The 24,426-nt window shown below is 43.0% G+C and carries 23 protein-coding genes; 17 read left to right on the top strand and 6 right to left on the bottom strand.

Features of this window, described 5'->3' with window-relative positions; all coding sequences use genetic code 11:
• Nucleotides 1-86 precede the first annotated feature (86 nt).
• From groL to msrA, 6 genes are all read left to right on the top strand, one after another.
• Nucleotides 87-1,715: a chaperonin GroEL gene (groL, locus tag J2T20_RS11625; protein ID WP_307588450.1), complete on the top strand. Its 1,629-nt coding sequence runs from the start codon at nt 87-89 to the stop codon at nt 1,713-1,715.
• Nucleotides 1,716-2,078: 363 nt separating this feature from the next.
• Nucleotides 2,079-3,227 carry an ImmA/IrrE family metallo-endopeptidase gene (locus J2T20_RS11630; RefSeq protein ID WP_307588452.1) on the top strand — a complete coding sequence of 383 codons (1,149 nt, stop codon included), beginning with the start codon at nt 2,079-2,081 and terminating at the stop codon, nt 3,225-3,227.
• A gap of 2 nt (nt 3,228-3,229) precedes the next feature.
• Nucleotides 3,230-3,724, top strand: coding sequence for a DUF4411 family protein (locus J2T20_RS11635; RefSeq protein WP_307588454.1), 495 nt, complete (start codon nt 3,230-3,232; stop codon nt 3,722-3,724).
• Between the two features lie 472 nt (nt 3,725-4,196).
• Nucleotides 4,197-5,048 carry a PIN domain-containing protein gene (locus tag J2T20_RS11640; RefSeq protein ID WP_307588455.1) on the top strand — a complete coding sequence of 284 codons (852 nt, stop codon included), beginning with the start codon at nt 4,197-4,199 and terminating at the stop codon, nt 5,046-5,048.
• Nucleotides 5,049-5,498: 450 nt separating this feature from the next.
• Entirely contained in the window at nt 5,499-5,684 is a 186-nt protein-coding gene (locus J2T20_RS11645) for a hypothetical protein (RefSeq protein WP_307588458.1), read from the top strand.
• Between the two features lie 177 nt (nt 5,685-5,861).
• Entirely contained in the window at nt 5,862-6,827 is a 966-nt protein-coding gene (msrA, locus tag J2T20_RS11650; RefSeq protein ID WP_307588460.1) for a peptide-methionine (S)-S-oxide reductase MsrA, read from the top strand.
• 104 nt (nt 6,828-6,931) lie between these two features.
• Here the strand turns inward: msrA and J2T20_RS11655 are convergent, their stop codons facing one another.
• Nucleotides 6,932-7,471, bottom strand: a complete 540-nt coding sequence (locus J2T20_RS11655) for an NADPH-dependent FMN reductase (protein ID WP_307588462.1) — start codon at nt 7,469-7,471, stop codon at nt 6,932-6,934.
• A gap of 901 nt (nt 7,472-8,372) precedes the next feature.
• On the opposite strand from J2T20_RS11655, the gene J2T20_RS11660 reads away from it, so the two are divergent.
• The 10 genes from J2T20_RS11660 (at nt 8,373) to J2T20_RS11705 (ending at nt 18,392) form a co-directional block, all read left to right on the top strand.
• Nucleotides 8,373-8,720, top strand: a complete 348-nt coding sequence (locus tag J2T20_RS11660) for a P-II family nitrogen regulator (RefSeq protein WP_307588463.1) — start codon at nt 8,373-8,375, stop codon at nt 8,718-8,720.
• A 159-nt stretch (nt 8,721-8,879) separates the two neighbouring features.
• Complete coding sequence (locus tag J2T20_RS11665) at nt 8,880-10,163, top strand: ammonium transporter (RefSeq protein ID WP_307588465.1); 1,284 nt, start codon at nt 8,880-8,882, stop codon at nt 10,161-10,163.
• Complete coding sequence (locus tag J2T20_RS11670) at nt 10,160-10,318, top strand: hypothetical protein (RefSeq protein WP_307588467.1); 159 nt, start codon at nt 10,160-10,162, stop codon at nt 10,316-10,318. Before J2T20_RS11665 ends, J2T20_RS11670 begins: the two co-directional genes overlap by 4 nt.
• A 203-nt stretch (nt 10,319-10,521) precedes the next feature.
• The gene (locus J2T20_RS11675) at nt 10,522-12,315 is read left to right on the top strand and encodes a sensor histidine kinase (RefSeq protein ID WP_307588469.1); all 1,794 of its coding nucleotides are present in this window, start codon (nt 10,522-10,524) and stop codon (nt 12,313-12,315) included.
• 12 nt (nt 12,316-12,327) lie between these two features.
• The gene (locus J2T20_RS11680) at nt 12,328-13,917 is read left to right on the top strand and encodes a response regulator (protein ID WP_307588470.1); all 1,590 of its coding nucleotides are present in this window, start codon (nt 12,328-12,330) and stop codon (nt 13,915-13,917) included.
• A gap of 108 nt (nt 13,918-14,025) precedes the next feature.
• Nucleotides 14,026-15,372 carry an ABC transporter substrate-binding protein gene (locus J2T20_RS11685; RefSeq protein ID WP_307588472.1) on the top strand — a complete coding sequence of 449 codons (1,347 nt, stop codon included), beginning with the start codon at nt 14,026-14,028 and terminating at the stop codon, nt 15,370-15,372.
• A 104-nt stretch (nt 15,373-15,476) separates the two neighbouring features.
• A complete protein-coding gene (locus J2T20_RS11690) occupies nt 15,477-16,358 on the top strand; it encodes a carbohydrate ABC transporter permease (protein ID WP_307588474.1) in 882 nt (293 codons plus the stop codon).
• A 16-nt stretch (nt 16,359-16,374) separates the two neighbouring features.
• Nucleotides 16,375-17,217, top strand: coding sequence for a carbohydrate ABC transporter permease (locus J2T20_RS11695; protein ID WP_052087805.1), 843 nt, complete (start codon nt 16,375-16,377; stop codon nt 17,215-17,217).
• Between the two features lie 446 nt (nt 17,218-17,663).
• Nucleotides 17,664-18,146, top strand: coding sequence for a DUF2975 domain-containing protein (locus tag J2T20_RS11700; protein ID WP_307588475.1), 483 nt, complete (start codon nt 17,664-17,666; stop codon nt 18,144-18,146).
• Nucleotides 18,147-18,161: 15 nt separating this feature from the next.
• The gene (locus J2T20_RS11705) at nt 18,162-18,392 is read left to right on the top strand and encodes a helix-turn-helix domain-containing protein (protein WP_307588477.1); all 231 of its coding nucleotides are present in this window, start codon (nt 18,162-18,164) and stop codon (nt 18,390-18,392) included.
• 138 nt (nt 18,393-18,530) lie between these two features.
• Here the strand turns inward: J2T20_RS11705 and J2T20_RS11710 are convergent, their stop codons facing one another.
• The 3 genes from J2T20_RS11710 to J2T20_RS11720 all read right to left on the bottom strand — a co-directional run bounded on the left by J2T20_RS11710 (nt 18,531) and on the right by J2T20_RS11720 (nt 21,019).
• Complete coding sequence (locus tag J2T20_RS11710; RefSeq protein WP_307588478.1) at nt 18,531-19,520, bottom strand: aldo/keto reductase; 990 nt, start codon at nt 19,518-19,520, stop codon at nt 18,531-18,533.
• 180 nt (nt 19,521-19,700) lie between these two features.
• The gene (locus J2T20_RS11715) at nt 19,701-20,549 is read right to left on the bottom strand and encodes an AraC family transcriptional regulator (RefSeq protein WP_307588481.1); all 849 of its coding nucleotides are present in this window, start codon (nt 20,547-20,549) and stop codon (nt 19,701-19,703) included.
• A gap of 158 nt (nt 20,550-20,707) precedes the next feature.
• Nucleotides 20,708-21,019, bottom strand: a complete 312-nt coding sequence (locus J2T20_RS11720; protein ID WP_307588483.1) for a (2Fe-2S) ferredoxin domain-containing protein — start codon at nt 21,017-21,019, stop codon at nt 20,708-20,710.
• Nucleotides 21,020-21,314: 295 nt separating this feature from the next.
• Here J2T20_RS11720 and J2T20_RS11725 point away from each other — a divergent pair, with 295 nt between their 5' ends.
• A complete protein-coding gene (locus tag J2T20_RS11725; protein ID WP_307588485.1) occupies nt 21,315-22,523 on the top strand; it encodes a YsnF/AvaK domain-containing protein in 1,209 nt (402 codons plus the stop codon).
• Between the two features lie 74 nt (nt 22,524-22,597).
• On the opposite strand, the gene glpX is transcribed toward J2T20_RS11725, so the two are convergent.
• Together glpX and J2T20_RS11735 are read right to left on the bottom strand one after the other, a co-directional pair.
• Nucleotides 22,598-23,593, bottom strand: coding sequence for a class II fructose-bisphosphatase (glpX, locus tag J2T20_RS11730; protein ID WP_307588487.1), 996 nt, complete (start codon nt 23,591-23,593; stop codon nt 22,598-22,600).
• A gap of 16 nt (nt 23,594-23,609) precedes the next feature.
• The gene (locus tag J2T20_RS11735; protein ID WP_307588488.1) at nt 23,610-24,410 is read right to left on the bottom strand and encodes a pyruvate, water dikinase regulatory protein; all 801 of its coding nucleotides are present in this window, start codon (nt 24,408-24,410) and stop codon (nt 23,610-23,612) included.
• Nucleotides 24,411-24,426: the final 16 nt, after the last annotated feature.

Below are 24,426 nucleotides of genomic sequence, written 5' to 3' on the forward strand. Positions count from 1 at the left end.
CACATAAGATTATGCTTCCGGGGTAGTTTTGAACGAAGTATGGTCACGAAGTAACGCTCACAAAACTTTTAGGAGGTAATCTAACAATGGCTAAGGAAATTAAATTTAGTGAAGACGCTCGCCGGGCAATGCTCCGCGGTGTGGATGCTTTGGCAAACGCAGTAAAAGTAACACTTGGACCGAAAGGCCGCAACGTGGTACTGGAGAAGAAATTCGGCAGCCCGCTTATCACTAACGATGGTGTTACTATCGCTAAAGAAATCGAGCTTGAAGATGCATTTGAGAACATGGGTGCACAACTCGTTAAAGAGGTTGCTACCAAGACTAATGATGTAGCCGGTGACGGTACTACAACTGCAACTGTTCTTGCTCAAGCGATGATTCGCGAAGGTCTGAAGAACGTAACTGCAGGCGCTAACCCTATGGTTATCCGCAAAGGGATCGACAAAGCAGTTAAAGCTGCTGTTCTGGAATTGCAAAGAATTTCCAAGCCGGTTGAAGACTCACAAGCTATCGCTCAAGTAGCTTCAATCTCCGCAGCTGACGAAGAAGTAGGTCAACTGATTGCTGAAGCTATGGAAAAAGTCGGCAAAGACGGCGTTATCACCGTTGAAGAATCCCGTGGATTCCTTACTGAGCTTGAAGTTGTAGAAGGTATGCAATTCGACCGTGGCTATATTTCTCCATACATGATTACAGATACGGACAAAATGGAAGCTGTTTTGGAAAACCCGTACATCTTGATTACCGATAAAAAAATCAGCAGCACGCAAGAAATTTTGCCGTTGCTTGAAAAAATCGTTCAACAAGCTAGACCGCTTGTAATCATCGCTGAAGATATCGAAGGCGAAGCACAAGCTATGCTGATCGTGAACAAACTGCGTGGTACTTTCAACGCTGTTGCTGTTAAAGCTCCTGGCTTTGGCGACCGCCGCGAAGCTATGCTGCAGGATATCGCTGCTCTGACTGGTGGTCAAGTGATCACTGAGAAGTTGGGCTTGGATCTGAAAAGCACTTCCATCGATCAACTGGGTAACGCTCGTCAAGTGCGCGTAACCAAAGAGAACACTACAATTGTAGACGGAAGCGGCGACAAGGCTGATATCAATGCACGTGTGAGCCAAATCCGCTCCCAATTGGAAGATACAACTTCCGAGTTCGACAAAGAAAAACTGCAAGAGCGTCTGGCTAAATTGGCTGGCGGCGTAGCCGTTGTCAAAGTTGGAGCTGCAACTGAAACTGAATTGAAAGAGCGCAAACTTCGCATCGAAGACGCCCTGAACGCAACTCGCGCTGCGGTTGAAGAAGGTATCGTGTCTGGTGGGGGTACAGCTCTTGTGAACGTATATGCTGCTGTTGCTGCTGTAGAAGCTACTGGCGACGAGAGAACAGGCGTTAACATCGTTCTACGCGCTCTGGAAGAGCCTGTACGCACTATCGCTGCTAACGCGGGTCAAGAAGGTTCCGTTATCGTGGACCGTCTGAAAAAAGAAGCTATCGGCATCGGCTACAACGCTGCTACTGATGAGTGGGTGAACATGTTCGAAGCAGGTATCGTTGACCCTGCTAAGGTAACACGTTACGCGCTGCAAAACGCAGCTTCCGTAGCTGCAATGTTCCTGACTACCGAAGCGGTAATCGCTGACAAGCCAGAACCAGACAAGGGCGGAATGCCTGATATGGGCGGCATGGGCGGTATGGGCGGCATGATGTAAGATTTTTGAGCCTTGCATTGGTGAAGTAGTCTAGGCTATTTCAGCCCAGTTTGAGAACTGGTCACGTTAAAAACTATTTTCTAAAGTATAGACTACTTCCTAAAAACAGGAGGTAGTCTTTTTTATGTTATTAAAATTTGCTTTTCAGGATTTTCTCGATGACAGACGGTTTAAGAACACAACAGAAAAGAATATAAGGAACTATCAAACTATGCTTGGTGAGTTTGTGGGGTAAAATGTAAAACGATACGATAGCCTATAATTCCAGTATGTGGTATTATAGGCTCAATATACATATATGATGTATGAGTTGGAATGTAGGACTTAAGTAATAGGGTTGAGAATATTTACAGGAGGTGAACTATGACTACAAGAGTTCCTGTTAAAAAAGAATTATTAATATGGGCATACAATCGTAGTGTTCAACAGGATAAGTTGCACAAAAAGTTTAAGTTATTAGATGATTGGTTGTTAGGTGAAAAACAGCCGACATTTATACAACTAGAAGATTTTGCCGCAGCTACTGCCACTCCTTTAGGGTATTTTTTCTTAAAAACACCCCCAATAGAAAAGTTACCTATTCCTCATTACAGAACACTAGAAGATGGGGAAAGAGAGCAAGTAAGCCCAGACCTAATTGAAACATTACATATAATGCAGAGAAGACAAGATTTTATGCGGGATTATTATGAACAATATGTTGGAACAAGACTTGAGTTTGTTGGTTCTGGCAAAGATTCTAATGTCTCTGAATTAGCATATAAGATTCAAAACTTATTAGATTTAAAGGGAAATTGGGCATATCAATTTAGAAATTTCCAAGAGGCATTAAAATATTTAATTGAAAAATGTGAGAAAAATAGAATTACAGTAATGCAAAATGGGATTGTAGGTAATAACACTCATCGTCCATTAAATGTTGCGGAGTTTAGAGGGTTTGTACTAGTAGATGATATGGCTCCATTGATTTTTATTAATGCAGCGGATTCAAAGTCTGCTCAGATATTTACTCTTGTACATGAAATAGCACATATTCTATTGGGTTCTAGTGCAGTAATTGAGGCATCTCCAATAAATACAAATAACCAACATATTGAGAAATTGTGTAATGAAGCAGCCGTTGAAATGTTGTGTCCTAAAGAGTTGTTTGAAGTCCAATGGGAAACTCATTATCCTGATGGGGTTGTTTATGAAACATTAAGTAACATATTCAGAGTTAGTCCAATTGTTATCGGAAGAAGAGCAATGGATTTACATTGTATTACTAAAGAAGAGTTTTTTAGTTTTTACTATGACTATTTAGAAAAATTAAAAAAGCAACAATCTAAAGGTTCCTCTGGTGGCGATTTCTATAACACGACTAAAAGTAGATTAGGTAATATATTTACAAGTGCAGTTATCTACCAAACCATTACAGGCAATATTCAATATACAGATGCATTTAGATTAACTGGATTAAAAAACAAAACGTTTGAAAATTATGTTAATTTCGCAAGAGAAAGGGGTGTGTAACAGTGTATGTATTAGACGCAAATGTATTTATAAGTGCACATAGAGGATATTATGATTTTGATTTAGCCCCAAGTTTTTGGAAATCTTTAATTACCCATGCTGGCAAAAATAATATATGTAGTATAGATAAAATTCAAGATGAAATTATTTCTCCAAACTCACAAAATGCAGATAAACTGCATATATGGACTGCTGAGAATTTTAAAAATTATTTCGAACGTACAGATTCTCAAGATGTGATTGAAAGTTATGCGGAAATTCAACAATGGGCATACAGTAACCCACAATTTACAGATAGTGCTAAAGAGGAGTTCGCTCGGAATGCAGATGCTTGGTTAATCGCCTATGCGAAATCTAAAAATTATAAACTAGTCACGCATGAAGCAAATAATCCAGAAATGAGAAAGAGAATATTGATTCCTGTTGTTTGTAGAGAATTTAATGTTGAATATGTAAACACTTTTGAAATGTTAAGAACTTTACAAGTAAGTTTTTAGTTGAAATCATATTATTTAAAATTTCGAATGAGTGTCAATCATAAAGAAATACTAATACTCCATAAGTATACACAAAGTCGTGATCAATTGAAGCCAAAGAACAATTCAAATTCCTTGACGCTTTTCTGGTCAGGGTAACTTCAAACTTTTAATTTCTATTAGAAGTTTAGGAGAAGAATTGTCATGATTTTCATTAGTCACGCGAAAGCAAGGGCATGTGAGATAAGAGGAAGATATAATTGTCATTCAAAGTTTATGTGCACACAGTTCAGCAGATATGTTTTAAAGGCAGAGACTCCCGAGTAAAGAAGATAAGCAGAAGCTGTAGTTAGCATTTGTTATAGGGTAAAATTCGAACCGTAATTCAGTTTTATCTAGGAGATTCAACTGCCACTTTTGGGGATTAGTACGTTAGCGTTGACACAAGATTTAATTGAAAATATAAAGTGTCTTGAACGAAAGGGAAACGCATATGAAATACTTGTTAATAGATACAAATATTTATTTTGATTTCATCGTATTTAGGACAAAACACAATCCTCCGGAATCATTGCAAGCGTTAGAGCGAATGTTGAATTTTTATACGGCACAATTAATAGTTCCGGAAATTGTAGTTAAGGAAACTAATCGACACATTAACCAAATGGTTCATTCTATAGGGAATAATTTGAAGGATATTTCTGAACGGTTGGAAAAAAGTTATTGGTTAAGTTTCGATGAACAAGGTAATAAGGAATTTAAAAAAGACATTGATGACTTGAATAATAGCTTAAAGGGGATTTACAATCGTTTCAAGGAAAAAGAACTTGCTTATTTAACTGTTGCAAAGAGAAAAATAAATGGCGGACTATTTAAAAATGAAAATTCGGTAATCATTCCAACGACACCACAAATGATTACCAACGTGATGAAGAGAAAAATGTTCAAAACGTGCCCTTTTCATAAAGATACTGAATCATACGGAGACGCCTTGATACTAGAAACGCTTTTTGATGTGACTAACTCTGATTTTTTTGATACAGCAAATGACAAAATCTATTTTGTCAGTCGAAATGAAAAAGAATTTGCTAATCCGAGTAATAAGGATGAATTTCATGAAGATATAGTCCAACAGCTTGAAGATACTGGTTTGAAGAATACCATCTTTTATTCTCGATTCTTCTACAAGACACTGAAAGAAGAGTTCAATGTCGAAATCGCTGACGCTATCCAATTCGAAGAGGATTATTATAATGATATGATAGCTGGTTACGGTGATGAGACTGATTTAGAAATTGATGAAGATTGGTATTACGAATCATATAGAGATGACAGAGAAAGATGAAATTAGAAAGCAGTGAAATGCGACTAATACTGTCATTTTCTTGTATGGGTAAGATAATAAGAGGCTTCTCATGAGTTCACTGAACTTGTGGGCAGCTTCCTTTTTCATGGTCTTGGTGCATTACCGACGGTACCAGTGTGTGCAGACCCCGATGGTTTTGTTGCAACCTATAAATCTGGCGGCCGGGCCTATACTTCCAAACCAAATGGCACCTAATCCTGATTTTTGGATACTAAATCCTTTACTACTTAGTGGGATTTGTTTACCATGGCATTTGGGACATGCTTATCTAAGTTTCCCAAATGTACGTTTGAGGTCGAAGCAATTGCCCAAGGTTCTATAACTGCACCAATTCCGTCCTCAGATATCTTTGATAGCCTATATTAAATAATTCGTCCATTTAGAAAACCCCTGTGAAGGCAGAGATTCAACATAGAAAGGAGAATGACGATGACCTATTCGCAGCGTTCAACCTTCTCAGCAGCCTCCTCAGATATAACCTATCTGGAAGTTCAAATCGAGGCTGCCAAGGAAGAATTGGAACAAGCCAAGATTGCTGGCCAGCAGACGCTATTAGAGGCGGCCCGAAACAAACTTGAAGGTTTGGAATCCGAACTTGCCAAGTTTGAGGAATAATTCGTTAGCGTAGAACGAAATTAATTTAATCTTCATAATACTTTCATATGAAGTTAAGCTAAGAGGTTTATATTAAACACATAACCCCCTTATAAAATATAACTCGACCCCGCTAAACATTGGCGGGGTCACTTTTTTTCTATAAACTTTAGAAAAGAAATGAAGGGAGCACGGCAGATGAATGGAAACTCTCCAAAGGAACAGCTAGCCACTTTTGCAGGCGGCTGCTTCTGGTGTATGGTTAAGCCTTTTGACGAGCTGCCGGGCATTATCTCCGTTCTTTCGGGCTATACGGGAGGACATACGAATCATCCTACTTATGAAGAAGTAGGTACAGAAACGACCGGGCACTTAGAGGCGGTTCAGATTACGTACCAAGAGGACATTTTCTCCTATCAAAGACTTCTAGATATCTATTGGCAGCAGATTAATCCGGTGGATGATGCGGGGCAATTTATGGATCGCGGGTATTCCTATCGTACAGCCATATTTGTTCACAGTGAGGAACAACGGGAGCAGGCGGAGGCTTCAAGAAAGGCGTTGCAGACAAGTCGACGATTCAAGGGCCGCATAGTTACAGAAATCCTTCCAGCGGGGCCGTTTTACCCGGCAGAGGAGGTTCACCAGCATTATTATAAGACCCACCCGTTTGATTATAAAATGTACCGTAAGAGTTCAGGACGCGACGACTTTGCGGAGAAACATTGGAATACGAAAGAAGATCTGAAGCGTCTGCGAGAACGGCTGACGGATCTGCAATATGAAGTCACAAGGAATAGGGGGGATGAGCCTCCGTATCAGAATGAATATTGGGACAACGACCGGGACGGAATTTATGTCGATGTGGTCGACGGAACGCCGTTGTTCAGTTCAAGGGATAAATTCGATTCCGGATCAGGCTGGCCCGGCTTTACTAAGCCCATTGCAGAAGGCCTGATAACCAAGGAGGCGGATTTACGCAATGGCCAGGTCCTGACGGCTCTGAACAGTCGGTTCAGCCATTCCCATCTGGGACACCTATTCTATGATGGTCCTGAAGCCGAGAAGCTGCACTACCGAGTGAAATCAGCGTCTCTACGGTTTATTCCGAGGGAAGATCTGAAACGGAGTGGGTTGGAACGTTATCTGAATCTATTTGATTAAAGAAAACAAACACCCCTCATAGTTGCATCGGGGACACCATAAGGTGCTTAGCCAATGTCTGCAATGAGGGGTGTCTTTTCATATTGAAAAAAATGGATCGAGTATTAGCGTAATACCTTCAATGCGCCGCTCCAAGCAACCACTTGGTCAAGCATGCCGTTTACATTGGTGAGGTGTAGATCAGCTGGCTTGAAGACAGTCCCGTTCTCGAAATCAGTGAACAATGACAATGCCGGATGTACACGAACGTCAGCTACAGACAATTCACCCAAAATTCCACGAAGGTGTTCTGCTGCACGAGCACCGCCCACGGAACCATAACTTACGATACCTGCTGCTTTATTGTTCCAGGCATCACGCGCATAGTCGAGGGCATTCTTCAAAGATGCCGTAATACTGTGGTTATACTCTTGGACAATAAATACGAAGCCGTCCAGACTGGCAAGTTTTTCGTTCCAAGCAGTCGCTTGTGGTGTAGCATCAACTTCTCCCAGTAGTGGAAGCTTGAAGTCTGCAATATCTACGATTTCATAATTAGCATCCCCACGTTGATTTGCAACACTTTGTACCCATTCCCCAACCTGTGGACTCAGACGACCTTGACGTGTGCTTCCTAAGATAATTCCGATATTTAACTTTGACATTGTTTTTTCCTCCTCTGTTGTTGTAGTTCTACCCAATACTTTGTCTAAAAAGCCCATTACTACACCTCTCGTTTCTTCAAGCTTTAGTTATAAAGAAGATAATTTATTGATATCTTTAAGTTAAGATTTTTTATCATAGGATAATATTAATACATTAGATATCCATTGTCAAGTAACTTTATAATAGTTAGTCCTACACCTCCAATCCCATTGAGCGAATGGATAAGGAAATTCCCAAGCGACTGAAGCCCATGAACAGCCTGAGGTAGTCCGTGAAATAGATGTGTTTTATACACTTATTACTAGCTTTTAGTGCTCGGATGGATGGATAGATGTACTTTGTGCAACTAAAAACATGAATATGCCGGTTAAACCCCGGAATACCCAAAAATAAGTGTATAAAGTGCAATTAAACACCCTAAAGTGTGCTAAGGGAGAAATATAAGTGTACGTTGTGCAGTTATATAGATTGAAACCCATGTAGGTAGACGATTTGCCGTATTTGTCGCGGATACCCGAGCAGATACTTCTACTCTCATACACAAACTTCTTGACGCTACCGATTACAAGGTTTTATTTGTGATTTAGAGGGGGATTTTCCCTCTAAACTTTATTTGCCACGGATTCAGACTCCTGGTAGCAAGCTGGATCCAAAACAAACTTTGTAATTATCCGTTACTCGAGAACAATCAAATCTGTTGAGTGTTCTCCCCGTGTTGCCCTACATGAACACCTAATAATTTCCGTATGGTTAAGTACAATCTATATAGTAATCGGTGTAGTCTCCTTATACAGATAAATATGAAGAGTTATTTAAAGATCCAATCCTATGATCTAGGTAGAGAACAAATATTATGGTACAATTCGTTTATGCGGAGATACACTAATATGGAGGATACATATGAAAAAAGTAGAAGCTATTATTCGTCCCGAAAAGCTTAGAGAATTAATCGATGCGCTGCGAGTTATTGAGGTAACCGGTTTCACCGTTACTCAGGCACAAGGGCGTGGCCAGCAGAAAAATACTACGGGAGTATATAGAGGGAAATCCTACACGGTAAATTTGCATCATAAAGTTAAGATTGAAATCGTAGTCTCCGATAATAAAGTACAAGAAACCATTGACACCATTATCAAAACAGCGCAGACCGGGGAAATGGGCGATGGTAAAATATTCGTTCTACCTTTGCTTGAAATGTACAATATTAGAACAGGAAAAACCGATGAAACGATAGACGAATTGAACTAAAATAACCTGGTAATCTAAATAAAATAAATGCAATATTCGGAACAGGGCCAAGGCTTTGTTCCTTTTTTATGTAAGCAAACATAACATTTGATGTTGACAATTTACCGCTCTCTTTATAATATTGTTAATGTTATATAAAGTAACAGGGAGGGTAACACCATGAATGCCGGAACAGATGTCGCATTAAATACGATTTGGGTAGTCATTGCTGCTGCAATGGTTTTGTTTATGGAAGGCGGCTTTAGCCTGCTTGAAGCGGGATTTGTTCGCACAAAGAACGCAGTGAATGTAACCATGAAAATATTTGTCGATCTTACCGTGGGTGTCTTGGCTTTCTTCTTGATTGGTTTTGGAATTATGTTCGGAAAAGACTATGGCGGACTCATTAGCTTCAACTTTTGGGGCGCTTCACAGTCTTTACATATCGATTTTAATCTTCCTTTATCTGCTTATGTTCTGTTTCAAATTGGCTTTGCTATTGCGGCAATCTCGATCATATCAGGTGCTGTCGCTGAGCGGATGTCTTTTAAGGCTTACATCCTGATTGCTGTTTTTGTAGCAGCTATACTATATCCAATCTCGGGTCACTGGGTGTGGAATCCTGATGGATGGCTTGCTCAGTTGGGGATGAAGGATTTTGCAGGCTCTGCTGCCATTCATGCTCTGGGAGGCTCTGCCGCTTTAGCCTTTGCTAAAGTCTTGGGTCCTCGCCGCGGCCGCTTCAATACAGACGGAGATGTGAATGTATTTGCTCCAAGTAATATCCCGCTGGCCTCCGCAGGAACTTTTATACTATGGTTCGGGTGGTTTGGATTTAATGCAGGCAGTACTTTGAGCGCCTCTGATGTTAACCTTTCGATTATTGCTTTAAATACAATGTTGGCCGCTGCTGCGGGAGGAACCTCCGCCATGATCTACACCATGTTCCGTTACGGCAAAGCGGATCCAAGTATGACTATGAACGGAGCATTGGCTGGACTGGTTGCTATAACAGCGGGATGTGCGTTCGTAACACCATACTCCTCTATTTTAATAGGGCTGGTTGCAGGTCTTCTTGTAATCTGGGGGACACTCGCCATTGATAAGCTTCAAGTGGATGATCCGGTCGGTGCGGTTGCGGTTCACGGAATTAACGGTTCTTTCGGTACCTTGGCTGTTGGTCTCTTGGACCAAAAGGAAGGACTCCTGACTACAGGGCAGTTCCACTTATTGGGTGTTCAACTCCTTGGAGTCATCGTGGTGGTCGTGTGGGGCTATGTGCTAAGCTACGGTGCGGCAAAGGTTATAGAAGCGACCGTTGGCCTTCGCGTCAATGATGCGGAAGAAGAAGAGGGACTGGACATGGCTATGCATGGCATTCCGGCTTATAATGAACTGGAAAGATTCAGTGACCAACCGGGAATGGATCCATCCTTGTTGCTGAAAACGGGGTCCGGGGATTGATCAGAGGACCGCAAGGTGATCTTCCAGATAAGTTGGCCAAACCGGCCAAGCGGGCGCTAGTGGGAGCAGGTTATTTACGATTAGAACAGCTCACCAAGCTAAGTGAAGCTGAGGTTATGAAGCTGCATGGCATGGGACCCAAGGCCATGGAATAGCTCCATCAGGCGCTTATGGATAAAGGGCTGTCATTCAAAGAGGAATCTTAGACTGGAGGACGAAGTTGAATCCATCCTCCGTTATATGGAATAAATGGAAACAAGAGATCTGTCTAGAGTTCATTGAACTTGAGATAGGCCTCTTGTTTTTATGTTATGTTCGTTTAGAATAAGTAAATGCTGTTGAAATGGAGGGTCTTAGTATGCAATTACTAAAGCGTTTACAAATAACGGAATGGTTCCGAAATCAGTTGATTCGTAAGAAGATTATGTTTATCTATATGCCGGTCGTTATCATACCTTTATGTATTCTGGGTTTTGTTTCTTACCATGTCTATACAGAGGCTATTGTCAAAAAAACGGTAAAAAGCGTCTCGGACAACTCCACCTTAATCATTACGCTCATCAATGGCATGCTCACGAACACGGAGAGTGCAGCAAATATGCTGACATTGAATTTGAACAAGGTGATTTTTGAGGAACGTTTTACGAAGGATGGAGAAATATCTGATTTACAGTTGTATACGCAGATCACAAATCAGCTAAGTTATGCGCTGCTCGTATTCCCGGACGTGGAGTCCGCTGCTTTTATAGATAAAAATAATGTGGTATATGGGTCCAACCTAGCTATGGAGGCTAAAGCGGAGCTTGTAGCAGGGAATCGTATGCTGAACAAACTGGAGCATACCAATGGCTCCAATATTTGGTTCGCCATGGAACGCCGAAATTATCTGGTGACCAGCACAGAGCAGCCCGTACTCACGCTGGGTAAACGTATTGTTAACATTAATACAGGTGAGCAGCAAGGTTATCTCATTCTAAATATGCGTGAGAGTACATTATCAGCCATTTACCGTAATATCGGGTCTATACAAGCGGGATCTTTTATAATTTCGGATTCGAATGGGCTTGTGGTATCGGCACTCGAAACGAATAAGGTTCTTCATCCATTACCAAACGGTGCAATGAAAGATTGGGTACTTGGAACAGAACAGCCCAATGTGATTCAGCCCTCTCCTGAAGGCAAAATGCTGCTAGTAAGCACGGATATTAAGAAGCTGGGGTGGAAGCTCATATCCACAGTTCCATACAATCGCTTAACTCAGGATACAACCAAGATTACTCAATTAATTATCTTTATTGGTTTTATCTGCTCGTTGTTTGCGATTCTGGGAGCGGGGGTTTTGTCCCAGTGGATTGCAAAGCCTATCATTAGTCTCTCTAGGCAAATGAAACATGTTAATGAAGGTAACCTGGATAATCAGCTGGAAATCGCATCAAGAGATGAAATCGGGATACTGGCGTCTGGCTTTAATATGATGATGCAAAGGATAAAGGAGCTGCTCCTGAATATCAGTGCGGAGCAGAGAAAAAAACGCGAGTATGAGCTTGCTCTGATTCACGCTCAAATGAAGCCGCATTTTCTGTACAATACCCTGGACGTTATTTATACGCTGTCAGAGATGGGAAGGGCAAGAGATGTACAGCGGACCACGAAGGCCCTTGCCGACTTCTACAGAGTAGCACTTAGCAACGGAAGAGATCAGATCTCTCTTGAGGATGAGCTTAGCAACGTTCAGGATTATTTATCCATTCAGCGGATTCGCTACTCTGATGTATTTGACTTTACCATTGATATTCAGCCGGAAATCCTCTCCTGTATTATCCCTAAGCTTACGCTTCAACCTCTTGTGGAAAATGCGATTTATCATGGATTAAAGACCAAGGAGTCCTTTGGGGAGCTGTTAATTCTCGGCTGGCGTGAGGGTGACAAGGTTATTCTCAAAGTGAAGGATGATGGAGTAGGCATCGCTCCTGAACGTTTGCAAACATTGACCACTGCAATTAAGGATCAAGAAAATCAAGTTGGCTACGGTCTTAATAGCGTCCATGAACGAATCAGGCTCTATTTTGGCGAGGAATATGGTCTACATATCACTAGTATTCTTGGACTTGGCACAGAAGTCTCAATTGAGCTGCCTTATCAGACCAGTTAGGAGGTTTTTATATTGCAAAAAGTAATGATTGTGGATGACGAGGTTATTTTTCGGGATTATTTACGTGGGGCCCTGGACTGGGAGACGCTTGGTTTTGAGCTTGTTGTCGAGGCGAAGAATGGAATCGAGGCGCTAAAGCTCTGTATGGAGCAGCCGGTGGATATTGCGCTGGTCGATATAACGATGCCTTTCATGGATGGGCTGGAGTTAACCGAGAAGCTGAAAGATCAGTATCCTGAGATGAATGTGGTGCTTATTACGGGCCACAATGAATTTGAATATGCAAGGAGAGCGCTCAAGCTGGGTGTGGAGGATTATATTCTGAAGCCGTTCTCCAAGGATGAGCTGATGCTGACCCTTTTGAAGCTGCAGAGAGAGTACAGGAAAGTTCAGGTAGAGAACCTTACGCTCAAGGAAAATAACCGGATGATGCAGGAAAGTTTCCTTAATCAGCTCATTAGCAACGAATATAATCTGACCGATGCGGATGTACTCAAACGCCTAAGTCCATTTGACATTCATATTCAAAACCCTTGTTTTATCGTCGCTTGTATCGAGATCGATCATATCGACCGCAAGTGGGAGAAAGTTAGTGAACGACTCTTGATGAAATACGCTGTCACCAATATCCTGAATGAAGCTCTCGAAGAGGGCTGGAATTATAATATTTTTAACGGGCCTGAAGGTCGAATTGTATGCCTAGTCGAACACTCGAATGCTCAAACGAACATCACTCCCTCCTTGGAAGGGTATAAGAAGCTGGGTTCGTTAATTAAGAAACACTTGAACTTTACCATTACTATTGGAGTTGGTCGCAGTAAAGGGGGATTTAAGGGGATTTCAAGCTCTTACAAGGAAGCCCTTGAAGCGCTGCAGAACAAATTTGTGCTCGGGCATGATCGGGTCATCGCCTACAGTTCTACTTTGACAGAGAGCGGGAAGCGGGCTTTTTACCCTATTGAGGTTAACGAAGAATTACTGATCGGGCTTCGAATGCGGAATGCGGAAAGGGTGCAGCTAATTCTGGACGGCGTATTTGAATCTACCCGGGAAAGACGGTTATCCATTGATTATGTGTATGTCATTTGTATGGGCCTGATTGCTGTGAATCTTTCCTATATTACCGAAGCGGGGCATCCGATAGAGGATTGCTTTGGAGAAAACTTTTTCCCATATAGTGAAATTCGCAAATTTGAATCCGCCGAAATGACCTTCGAGTGGATTAAGCAGTTATTTGACAGAGCCATCCGATATACAGGGCAGTACAAGAATACCCGAGCTTCAAAGATAGCCCAATCCGCCAAAACTTACATTGAACAAAGCTATGCAAACTCTGAGCTTCAGCTTGAGCATGTGGCGCAGCATGTATTTATTAATGCAAGCTACCTTCGAGCTGTATATAAAAAGGAATTCGGTATGACGGTTAGCGACTATGTCACCCAATATCGAATGATGAAAGCGAAGGAGCTGCTTGGACGGGGCGGAATACGCTTATCTGATATCGCGGAGAGGGTGGGATATAGTGAGGCGAGTTATTTTAGCAAAAGCTTCAAGAAATTCTACGGGTATTCACCAAGTGAGTATGAGAAGAGCCGCGGTTAATATTTATTCATACGCAGATAGTACCAGAAGCAAGCAGTTTTTGCATTATCAACCGCAGTTATTCTCTCTATACTCAGGGTAGTAAGAGATCTTGAAGGGGGTTAGGAAATGAGAAAGATAAAAAAGGCAGCAGCAGCACTGGCAAGTCTAAGTTTGATTGTTGTAAGCGCTTGTGGATCGAATAACAACACAGTTAACGAGACAAGTAATACGACCGCCGCTACAAATGCTGTGGTTAAGGAAGAAGCGACAGCGGCACCGCAAGAAAATGTGAAACTTCGCATATATGCCCAATATTCTGACGATGATACGAAGCTTCCTTATGATTACGCCGTGGCAGAACTGAAGAAAGAGATGCCAAATGTGGAATTGGAGCTGGAAGTACAGGCTCAAGATGATGGACAGAAGCTCAAAACCTACGCGGCAACCGGCAATTTACCGGATATCTACCAAGCGGGAGTAGACATTATTAATACCTTTAAAAAATCCGGCAATATCCTAGAGCTGGATAAATACACCGATCTTTATGGCTTCAAAGACAAAATGTTCAGCAGCACCATGAATACATTAACCTCTGATGATGGCCATGTATATGCATTTCCGTATGCAGGCAATGAATTCATGCTCCTTTACTATAATAAAGAACTGTTCGAGAAAAATAATATTAAGGTTCCAACCACCTATGATGAGCTGATGATAGCTGTAAAAGGCTTTAATGCAGCAGGTGTTACACCACTCGCATTATTTGCCAAAGAAAAATGGCCAACTGTGGCTCTCTACGATATGTTCGTTACCCGTCAAGAGCCAGCAGGTATCGTGAAGCTGGATAAAGGCCAAGTAAGTCCAAGTGATCCGGCCTACAAACAAGCCGCAGAGAAAATTGTAGAACTGGTAAAAGCAGGCCTGCTCCCTAAAGGTGCAACTAACCTGAACTATGACCAAGCCGCTTCGCTGTTCTATGAAGGCAAAGCCGCAATGTTCCTGAATGGACAATGGGAAATTGCTACTTCCACTGAGAAGCTTGGAGATAAAGCAGGCTGGATGTACTTCCCAGGCGTCGATGCAGCTTCTTATGAGACAAGCAAATACTCCTTTATCGGTGGCGGAGGTCCTGGCGGATATGCCGTCAATCCGAACACAAAAGATCCTGAGCTTACAGCAAAGGTTGCAGCCTTCCTTTCTCTGAAATATGCAGAGTACAAATATACACAACGCGGTAACCCAATTGTAGCAACGAAGGTAGAGATACCGGTTGTAACGGAATACCCGGCAATGATGAAACAGCTTTCCGATGATATCGAGAAGATAACCAGCACTACCGCGTTTGCCTGGGGATTGTCTGATGCTAAATTCAAAGCCGCAATTGAAGATGCTACTCAAAGCTTGATGACTGGTGGCTATTCGGTAGAACAATTTATTAAAGATGTAACAAAGGCAGTTCCACAGGCTAAATAGCAGCAACGGAGGATAGAACTCGCTCAAGATAACGCTCGGGTGGGTTCTATCTGCTTTATAAGCAACACTAGAGGCACGGATAGATTCGCAGGGGATGTGATGACATGAGAAAATATTTGGGCAATAAGACAGCGATTGCCATATTCACGCTGCCCGCGCTCCTTTTGTATACAATTATGGTGTTTTACCCGATTATGCAAACCTTCTTTCGCAGTATGTTCGAGTGGGATGGGCTCTCAGCGGGAACCTTCATCTGGTTTGATAATTATAAAGAACTGTTGAATGACAGTGTATTCCATACCGCTATTTATAATGGGCTTATCTTTGCTGCCATCATTACAGTGACCCAGATCGGGATCGGTTCCATTCTGGCATTTGCTGTATCGGATGTATCTTTTAAAGGCCGCAAGATTCTTAGAATAAGCTTTTTTATTCCAGTAGTTCTATCAATCACCGTGGTTTGTCAATTATGGCTATCTATTTATAACAGTGAATATGGCCTGATGAACAAGCTGTTCGACATGTTGGGAATTCAATATCATCAAGACTGGTTGTCGAGTGGAAAATCGGCTATTGTCGCTATCGCTTTCGTCAATGCCTGGCAGTACATGGGCTATCATTTTGCCCTACTGCTTGCAGGTGCGAAATCCGTACCGGAGCAATACATGGAGGCCGCTCGTATTGATGGTGCAACTAAGCTTCAGGCGATTGTCAAAATCACTATTCCAATGATGGCTGAAACCTATAAATTCTGTATGGTCTTTGCGGTTACAGGGGGGCTTAATGCCTTTGCAAATATGTATATTATGACCAGCGGCGGGCCAGGGACTTCAACCTACACGCTTACCTACCTGATGTATCGCTCTGCTTTCCGTGTAGGAGAGTTCGGATATGGCAGCGCAGCAGCAGCTGTATTAGTCATCGAATGCCTGCTTGCAACACTTATCATCAACCGCCTGGTTGCCAGGGAACGAATCTCCTACTAAAAGGAAGTGTACAAGTATGACCCGGTTTAAGAAGCTGCTTAACAATAACTGGCCTGTCGCCTGTTTCATGTGGTTATACGCTCTATTATCCGTATATCCATTGGTGTGGATGATCTTCTACTCTCTCAAAAATAATGATGAGATCTTCGTATCGAATCCGTTTGGGTTCCCAACTCACCTGCGATTTGAGAATTACGTGGATGCTTGGTCCAAATACAATGTTCCGGTCTATTTCTCCAACAGTTTAATTGTAGCGATTGCCACGGTCATTGGGGCGATTACGCTGTCAGTAATGTTCTCCTTTGCGGCAGCAAGACTGCAGTGGCGCTTTCGGGGAATTGCACACACGTATATGATGATCGGCATGTTCATACCGATCCAGGTCATTATGATTCCGCTGGCTATTCTCGTTCGCGATTTCCATATTGCCAATACGTATGGAGCTCTGATAATACCCTATATAGCCTTTAATCTGTCGTTCACTTCTATAGTATTTTATGGTTTCTTCCGCAGCATTCCCGTTGATTTGGAAGAATCGGCTTGTATTGACGGTGCAAGCATTTATCGGACATTCTTCAGTATCATGCTGCCGATTATAAAACCTGCGCTCGCGACTATGGTCATTTTCATTTTCCTGAATTCATGGAATGAGTTTACTATGGCTGTTATTCTGATTACCAAAGAAAGCTTGAAGACGCTGCCGCTGGGACTTTTGTTCTTCCAGGGACAATTTACGACCAATTGGGGGGCAATGGGAGCGGCGATGACGATTGCCAGTCTGCCAACCGTGTTGATCTACATGTTGTTCAGTGAACAGGTGGAGAATGCACTCACCGTTGGGTCCGCAGTAAAAGGGTAAACAATAGCTTAATAAAAGACAGTCAACGACTTTAAAGCTGAAGTCATTGACTGTCTTTTTTTGAGCAAACTTTGGTATCAGATAGATAAGAGCAGACTCTTCGGCACTCTATAGTGGATTGATCGTAAAGAGGGAATGAATGTTGCCGTCCGGATCTGCAAAAAAACCGGTTGTGTTTCCCCATGTCTTCAATTGAGATTCGTATTGTCTGCCATCAACGCATTCAAACAAATGGCAAGCCGCACACCTTCGTTCTGGAATTCCGCGTAATGGCTCTCATCGACCACACAATGGAAACCCATCACATCCCGGTAAAAATGTGCCAATCGGGTACTTTACTCGATTAAATCATAACATAAATATATTATATAACAATTGAAATATATTGTTAAACGATAAACTTTGTGTTAAATTCAAATCGATAATAAATAAGTGAGGTGCTTTTTATGAAACGAGGAACAACACTCTTTTTAAAAACAGCTGTTATTCTTATTGGAATCCCAGTTCTTGCTTTGTGCATATTTTTGGTGCCTGCGATAGCGAATTATACAGCAGAATTGTATCCAGATATTGCTTATATGAAATATCTCGTTTTTATCGATTTGTATGCAACGGCGATACCTTTTTATTTTGCTCTGTATCAAGCTTTTAAACTTTTAAGCTATATTGACAAGAATAAAGCTTTCTCGGAATTATCTGTAAGAGTTTTAAAGAATATAAAATACTGTGCATTTACAATCAGTATCTTATATGTGGTAGGCATGCCACTTTTCTATCTCATGGCAGAGAAAGACGACGCCCCCGGTGTCATACTACTTGGAATGGTCATGATTTTTGCTACAATAGTTATTGCAGTCTTTGCTGCCGTTCTCCAAAAACTTTTACAAGAAGCCATAGATATAAAAGCGGAAAATGATTTAATAGTCTGATCTGAGGTGAATAATATGGCAATTATAATCAATATTGACGTGATGCTAGCTAAAAGGAAAATGAGCGTTACAGAGCTTTCGGAGAAGGTTGGAATAACGATGGCTAATCTTTCCATATTGAAAAATGGAAAGGCAAAAGCGGTTCGATTATCAACTTTAGAGGCGATTTGCAAGGCTTTAAAATGTCAGCCTGGAGATATTTTAGAATACAAAATTGACGAAGACACTCAAGAATTAAATGAATAATTGAAACAGGCGGATATAGGCAGTGGAAGTACCGGGAAATAATAAGATAATGTGGAAACAAAAATACGGCAAAGGTGTTTCGGTAATCCCGTAAAGGGACTATCAATACCTTTGCCGTTTTGTTATTTTCTTTCGGAATTATCCCCGCAGAATATTCTCGATTTGCTCAAGCTCTTCTGCACTGAGTTCTGGAGCATTCAAGGAAGCAACAGCGTCCTCAATTTGGCTTACTTTGCTGGCACCGATGAGGGCTGAGGTTACTTTGCCTCGACGAAGTACCCATGATAGTGCCAATTGCGACATCTTCTGGCCACGTGCAGCTGCAATATCGTTCAGCTTCCTTACCTTACCGATAACCTCTTCCGTAATTTCCTTCTCGGACAGGAACACACTTGGTCCTGCCGCACGGGAATCCGCAGCGATACCGTTCAAATAGCGGTCAGTTAGGATACCTTTTTGCAGAGGAGAGAAGGCGATAGAGCCAATACCTTCTTCTGCAAGAACATCCTGCAGACCATCTTCGATCCAACGATTGAGCATGGAATAGCTTGGCTGATGGATAAGGCAAGGAGTTCCAAGCTGGCGTAGAATTTGAGAAGCTTCACGGGTTTGCTCCGCGCTGTAGTTGGAGATCCCTACATATAATGCTTTACCTTGACGTACGAGCAAATCCAATGCTCCCATAGTCTCTTCAAGAGGTGTGTTTGGATCTGGACGGTGGTGGTAGAAAATGTCGACATAATCCAATCCCATCCGTGATAAGCTTTGATCCAGACTGGACACCAGATACTTCTTGGAGCCCCATTCACCGTAAGGTCCCGGCCACATGTAATATCCGGCTTTGCTGGAGATAATCATTTCATCGCGGTGTGCGGAGAAGTCCTTAGTAAGAATTTGTCCAAAGGTCTCTTCTGCAGAGCCTGCTGGAGGACCGTAGTTATTGGCTAGGTCAAAATGAGTTATTCCGAGATCGAAGGCTCTTCTTACCATGGCTCTTCCGTTCTCAAATACATCATTGCCTCCAAAATTATGCCACAAACCGAGCGAGATCGCCGGAAGGCGCAAGCCGCTTTTGCCTGAACGGTTATATGTCATACTGTCGTATCTGGTAGGACTGGCGTTATACATGTAATGTTCCTCCTAAATGTTTTATGAAGCCTGGGACAATTAGCTATTCTGCTCATCAAAACCGGTTTCGATACGAATGGTTCCTCGATTATCTGCTTCGTAAGCGGTTCCTAACTTAACTGTGTCACGTTCAATTGTAGCGAAAGAGTGGACTTATGCGTATGTCAGTATGGAAGGGATTTATAGAACAATGTCATTATTGATCTGCCTAAATCGATATTCCTTCGGTGAACATCCCTTTACCTTCTTGAACATCCGTGAGAAGAGTAGGGCATCCTGATATCCAACGGAGTGGGCAATCTCACCAATCGTACACTGAGTTTCTGCTAGCAGCTCGCAGGCCTTGGCTATGCGAAAGTTCAATAAATACTGCTGCGGCGGGATACCGATGGATTTTTTGAAAAGGGATGATAAGTATTTGCGATCCAGCTTTAACGTGGAAGACATCATCTCTACTGTGACATTCTCACAATAATGTGAATGTAAAAAATGGAGGCACTGCTCCACATAAAGGCTTTTTTGCTTAGGCAAAGGAAGGATGTCGGGAGAAGCAGGGACTGTTTGCAGCAGTAGGGCAAGGAACTGGTAAAGGATTGCTTTTAAAGGTAAATCAAGACTATCTGTAATCTCCGCAGCCTGTGTAAGTCGTTCATACATCTCGGGCATTAATTCTAGATCCATAGGAAATACGGGATGCTCAGGAGACAATGATGTTTTGGATAAAAGATACTCGACCTGCTCACCCGTAAATGCGATCCACGAATAGGTCCATGGCGTATGCATATCGGCTGCATAATAAGTAACGATGTGAGGGTAGGTCAGAAAGGCTTGTCCAGCTTGCAGGGGTTGAGAATATTCTCCTACGGTTAGCCGGCCTGTTCCCTCGTGAATGAAATGGATCTTATAAATTTCACGAACACCGGGGCCGACAGAATGTCCCGGTACACAGCTCTCACGCCCCCAGTAATGTAGATGCAGGTCAGGATTGCCCCGAAAGGGACGTTCGGAATTGTAATTAAATATAGACATGGCTGCTTCAGCCTCTTTTCTAATAAGGTGTCTAGGTGGCAAGACGACATATTTCTCTAGTATACAATATATTTTAACGGACTGATAAAACGCAAATAAGAGGTGTCTCATAGCCCCGAAAGGCTTGATCACCCCTTAGTGTGTATCCTTGTAGACGATTAAGCCTCCATCTTCAGCATAACCAGCTCTTCCACGGGCTCGCCCTTAATTAAATGCTCCTCAACAATCCGCGGAACATCGTCCAGGGTTAAATTGTAGTACCAAATTCCGTCAGGATACACAATTAGAAAGGGGCCGTTGCCGCACAGTCCCAAGCAGCTTGTTTTGTTCATCTTTACCGTCTTGTGGATACCCTTCGCCACTAGCTCTTCCTTGAAAGCCTGCATAAGGTCCTCCACCTCTTGATTAGAGCAGTGCTCACTGCAGCAAAACAGCAAATGGTCCTTCAATACCTTTAACCGCATGTTCATGGGTTTACCTCCTGTAATGTTGCATTTATTAACATGATTACAGAAATTATAGCTTCTTAAAGGATAGAATGAATAGTGAAATAACAATTGTTCCCAAAATATTAACAAATGAGGTATTTGTGTAAATTGCGTGTAAGATTATATAACTTACAATGGATAACATTGTAGAGATTGTGTCCGAGAGAACCTGCTTTGAATATGCAAATTCCAGTTTATTTGAGAGGTGATTGGTTAATATAGCTATGTACAAGGCATGCTAACTCAAATGAAAACTAACTAGCAGGAGGGAATCGTTATGAATAAGAAAATTGTAGGTGTATTTCATACCGAACATGAGGCTTCTCAGGCTATTGAGGAATTAAAGCAGCATGGTTTTCAGGCAGATGATATCTCAGTCATTGCTAGAAATAAAAAAGATATAAATACAATCAATGAGGAAACGGGAACCAAAGGAACTGGAGGATTGGCTTCCGGGGCTGCAACAGGTGGATTCCTCGGAGGTTTGACTGGACTTTTAGTGGGGATTGGCGCATTAGCTATTCCGGGCATTGGACCCATCATTGCAGCAGGGCCAATCGCGGCTACACTTGCAGGAGCTGCTGTAGGTGCGGGTACAGGTGGATTGGTGGGCGGATTGATTGGGCTAGGTATTCCAGAGGAACATGCTGCAAGCTACGATAAGCATGTAGAAGAAGGCCGGATTCTTGTGATGGTTGATGCCGACACCTCCAAGGCAGATGATATTTATTCTGTTTTCCGCAGGAATAATTCCGCTAATTCTGACCACTATACAAACGATTATGCTTATAACAATACTTTTGGAGAAAAGGTGGTTGGAACTGTGAAGGATACTAGCAGCACTGTTGGAGATACAGTCGGGGATACTGTTAGAGGCGCACGTAACGTGGTTGAAAATACGGTGGATGCCGCATTTAACGGCTCTGGTCTGGAAGGGCGTATGGACACTGGACTCGATACCATGAATTCTGGAACGGCGGCTGGAACCACTCCCTTAGATAATGCTTACAGACCGGGAATGACGGGAACAGTAGACACCGATACCGTGGCCATCACTAGCTCTACAACTGCTGATCTAACAGATCGGGATTTGGAACGGGATGAGGATCGCAAACTGCGCCTGCGCGAAGAACAGCTGGATATATCCAAGATTAATGTGGAAATGGGCGAAGTATTTGTTCATAAAGATGTTATTGAGGAGCAAAAAACAATCAACGTACCCGTTACTCGTGAGGAGGTTGTTATCGAACGCCGGGCTATTAATGATGATCCGACAGGAGAATCCGTCGGCATGAATGAAACAATCCGTATACCAGTAAGTGAAGAAAGAGTGGAAGTCAGCAAAAACACAGTAATTACAGGTGAAGTGGAAATTCATAAGCGGGCCGTTCAAGAAACACAACAAGTTAAGGATACTGTGCGGCATGAGGAAGCTCGGATTGATAAGACGGGTAATGTGACGGTTAGCGGTGAAGATGATCTCTAAGCATAAGGGGCTTGACCGGATTCCCGGCCAAGCCCCTTATTAATACATATCTTATCTAAGACATCAAGGCTTGCTTACATAGACGCTACGTTCTGTCTATTCGTAATCCCATCCGGAATTTCTTTGCCCGGCAAGTAGTGAATGCTGCGGATATACCGAATCGTACGGCTCTGCGCCCTCATAATGACGGAATGCGTCTCCGCACGCTCTTTTCCGATAAAACGTACACCGCTTAAGAATTCTCCGGAGGTGACTCCAGTGGCGGCGAAGATCACATCGCCGGTTCCAACCATGTCTTCCATGTACAGCACACGGGTGGGATTGGCAATTCCCATCCGCAGGCAGCGCTGCATTTCGAAGGGTCCCTCAGGCAGTAGTTTTCCCTGGATTTCACCACCAAGGCATTTCAAGGCTGCAGCTGCGAGCACTCCCTCGGGAGCCCCGCCGGAGCCCATGTACAGATCAACATCACTGTCAGGCAAGGCTGCAGCAATAGCTCCTGCTACATCTCCATGACCCAGGAGTTGGATACGCACACCGGCTTCGCGCAAGCTAGCGATCAGCTTCTCATGCCGTTTACGGTCAAGAACCATCACGGTTAACTCGGAAAAGGCTTTGCCGGTATGAAGGGAAGCCTTCTGTAATGTAATCTCCACAGGATCTTCAATATTTAGCTTGCCGGCGAGCTCTGGGCCGCAGGCCAACTTCTCCATATAAATGTCAGGGGCATGCAGAAGGCTTCCTTTATTGGCAATGGCGATCACGGATTGAGCATTATGCAACCCGCAGGCCACCACCTCTGTTCCTTCCAACGGATCCACGGCCACGTCAACCGATGGGCCGCTGCCGTTCCCAACTCTTTCCCCTATGTAGAGCATCGGGGCATCATCCATTTCACCTTCACCAATCACAACAGTACCGTCGATGGAGACGGAATCAAACATGGAACGGATAGCGGTGGTAGCCGCATCATCAGCTGCATTCTTATCTCCCCGGCCAATCCAGCGGGCTGATGCCAGAGCACCCATTTCAGTAACCCGTACAATCTCAAGAGCTAATTCGCGTTCCATATAATTCCCCTCCTGTTCAAATGTAACCCATGATGATTCCGGCAGTTTCCTCGATAGCTTTATCCGTTATGTCAATAACGGGGCAGCCCAAGCGGGTAAATAATGTATCGGAGTATTCCATCTCCTCGGTAATGCGAGCCATGCTGGCATATTGGGAGCCTATAGGAAGGCCGAGCATCTTAAGACGCTCAGAACGGATCTTTAGCATGTGCTCAGGGTTCATTGTAAGTCCGATCAGCCGGTTCGGAGGCAAGCTTAGAAGCTGCTGCGGAGGACCAATCTCCGGAACAATCGGATAATTAACGACCTTTTTACCCCTATGGGCTAAGAAAATACTGAGCGGCGTCTTGGAAGTACGTGACATGCCCAGTAATACAATGTCCGCTTTCAGCATAGCACCGAGATCCCGTCCGTCATCACAGGCCACTGTAAATTCTATGGCCTCAATACGGCGGAAGTAGTTCTCATCAAGCTGATGGAGAAGGCCGGGTTTACGCTGAGGGGCACTATGGAAGGTATCAATAAATGCCTGCATCATGGGGCCCATGATGTCTACAATCCGAAGATCAAGCCTTACAGCCTCTTCACGTATGGTCTCTCGAAGCTCGGGTTGAACGAGAGTATAGGCGACAAAGCCCTGAGTCTGGGCCGCCTCTTCCATCAATTTCCTCAGTTCATCCTCATGTCTTACATTGCCGTATCTACGGATCGTAACTTTCTGATTCTGAAATTGGTGGATGACGGCCTGTACGACAGCTTCAGCCGTATCTCCTATAGAATCCGAGCATATGGTTATGAATTGTGAAGACTCTTCCATACTGTTAGGTTCCTCC

The organism is Paenibacillus wynnii, assembly GCF_030812855.1.
Taxonomy (GTDB): Bacteria; Bacillota; Bacilli; order Paenibacillales; family Paenibacillaceae; genus Paenibacillus_AQ; species Paenibacillus_AQ wynnii_A.

Excerpts from the sequence above, each read along its gene's own strand:
- groL (WP_307588450.1), top strand. The coding sequence starts at position 87 with ATGGCTAAGGAAATTAAATTTAGTGAAGACGCTCGCCGGGCAATGCTC.
- J2T20_RS11630 (WP_307588452.1), top strand. The coding sequence starts at position 2,079 with ATGACTACAAGAGTTCCTGTTAAAAAAGAATTATTAATATGGGCATAC.
- J2T20_RS11640 (WP_307588455.1), top strand. The coding sequence starts at position 4,197 with ATGAAATACTTGTTAATAGATACAAATATTTATTTTGATTTCATCGTA.
- J2T20_RS11645 (WP_307588458.1), top strand. The coding sequence starts at position 5,499 with ATGACCTATTCGCAGCGTTCAACCTTCTCAGCAGCCTCCTCAGATATA.
- msrA (WP_307588460.1), top strand. The coding sequence starts at position 5,862 with ATGAATGGAAACTCTCCAAAGGAACAGCTAGCCACTTTTGCAGGCGGC.
- J2T20_RS11655 (WP_307588462.1), bottom strand. The coding sequence starts at position 7,471 with ATGTCAAAGTTAAATATCGGAATTATCTTAGGAAGCACACGTCAAGGT.
- J2T20_RS11660 (WP_307588463.1), top strand. The coding sequence starts at position 8,373 with ATGAAAAAAGTAGAAGCTATTATTCGTCCCGAAAAGCTTAGAGAATTA.
- J2T20_RS11665 (WP_307588465.1), top strand. The coding sequence starts at position 8,880 with ATGAATGCCGGAACAGATGTCGCATTAAATACGATTTGGGTAGTCATT.
- J2T20_RS11675 (WP_307588469.1), top strand. The coding sequence starts at position 10,522 with ATGCAATTACTAAAGCGTTTACAAATAACGGAATGGTTCCGAAATCAG.
- J2T20_RS11685 (WP_307588472.1), top strand. The coding sequence starts at position 14,026 with ATGAGAAAGATAAAAAAGGCAGCAGCAGCACTGGCAAGTCTAAGTTTG.
- J2T20_RS11690 (WP_307588474.1), top strand. The coding sequence starts at position 15,477 with ATGAGAAAATATTTGGGCAATAAGACAGCGATTGCCATATTCACGCTG.
- J2T20_RS11695 (WP_052087805.1), top strand. The coding sequence starts at position 16,375 with ATGACCCGGTTTAAGAAGCTGCTTAACAATAACTGGCCTGTCGCCTGT.
- J2T20_RS11700 (WP_307588475.1), top strand. The coding sequence starts at position 17,664 with ATGAAACGAGGAACAACACTCTTTTTAAAAACAGCTGTTATTCTTATT.
- J2T20_RS11705 (WP_307588477.1), top strand. The coding sequence starts at position 18,162 with ATGGCAATTATAATCAATATTGACGTGATGCTAGCTAAAAGGAAAATG.
- J2T20_RS11710 (WP_307588478.1), bottom strand. The coding sequence starts at position 19,520 with ATGTATAACGCCAGTCCTACCAGATACGACAGTATGACATATAACCGT.
- J2T20_RS11715 (WP_307588481.1), bottom strand. The coding sequence starts at position 20,549 with ATGTCTATATTTAATTACAATTCCGAACGTCCCTTTCGGGGCAATCCT.
- J2T20_RS11720 (WP_307588483.1), bottom strand. The coding sequence starts at position 21,019 with ATGAACATGCGGTTAAAGGTATTGAAGGACCATTTGCTGTTTTGCTGC.
- J2T20_RS11725 (WP_307588485.1), top strand. The coding sequence starts at position 21,315 with ATGAATAAGAAAATTGTAGGTGTATTTCATACCGAACATGAGGCTTCT.
- glpX (WP_307588487.1), bottom strand. The coding sequence starts at position 23,593 with ATGGAACGCGAATTAGCTCTTGAGATTGTACGGGTTACTGAAATGGGT.
- J2T20_RS11735 (WP_307588488.1), bottom strand. The coding sequence starts at position 24,410 with ATGGAAGAGTCTTCACAATTCATAACCATATGCTCGGATTCTATAGGA.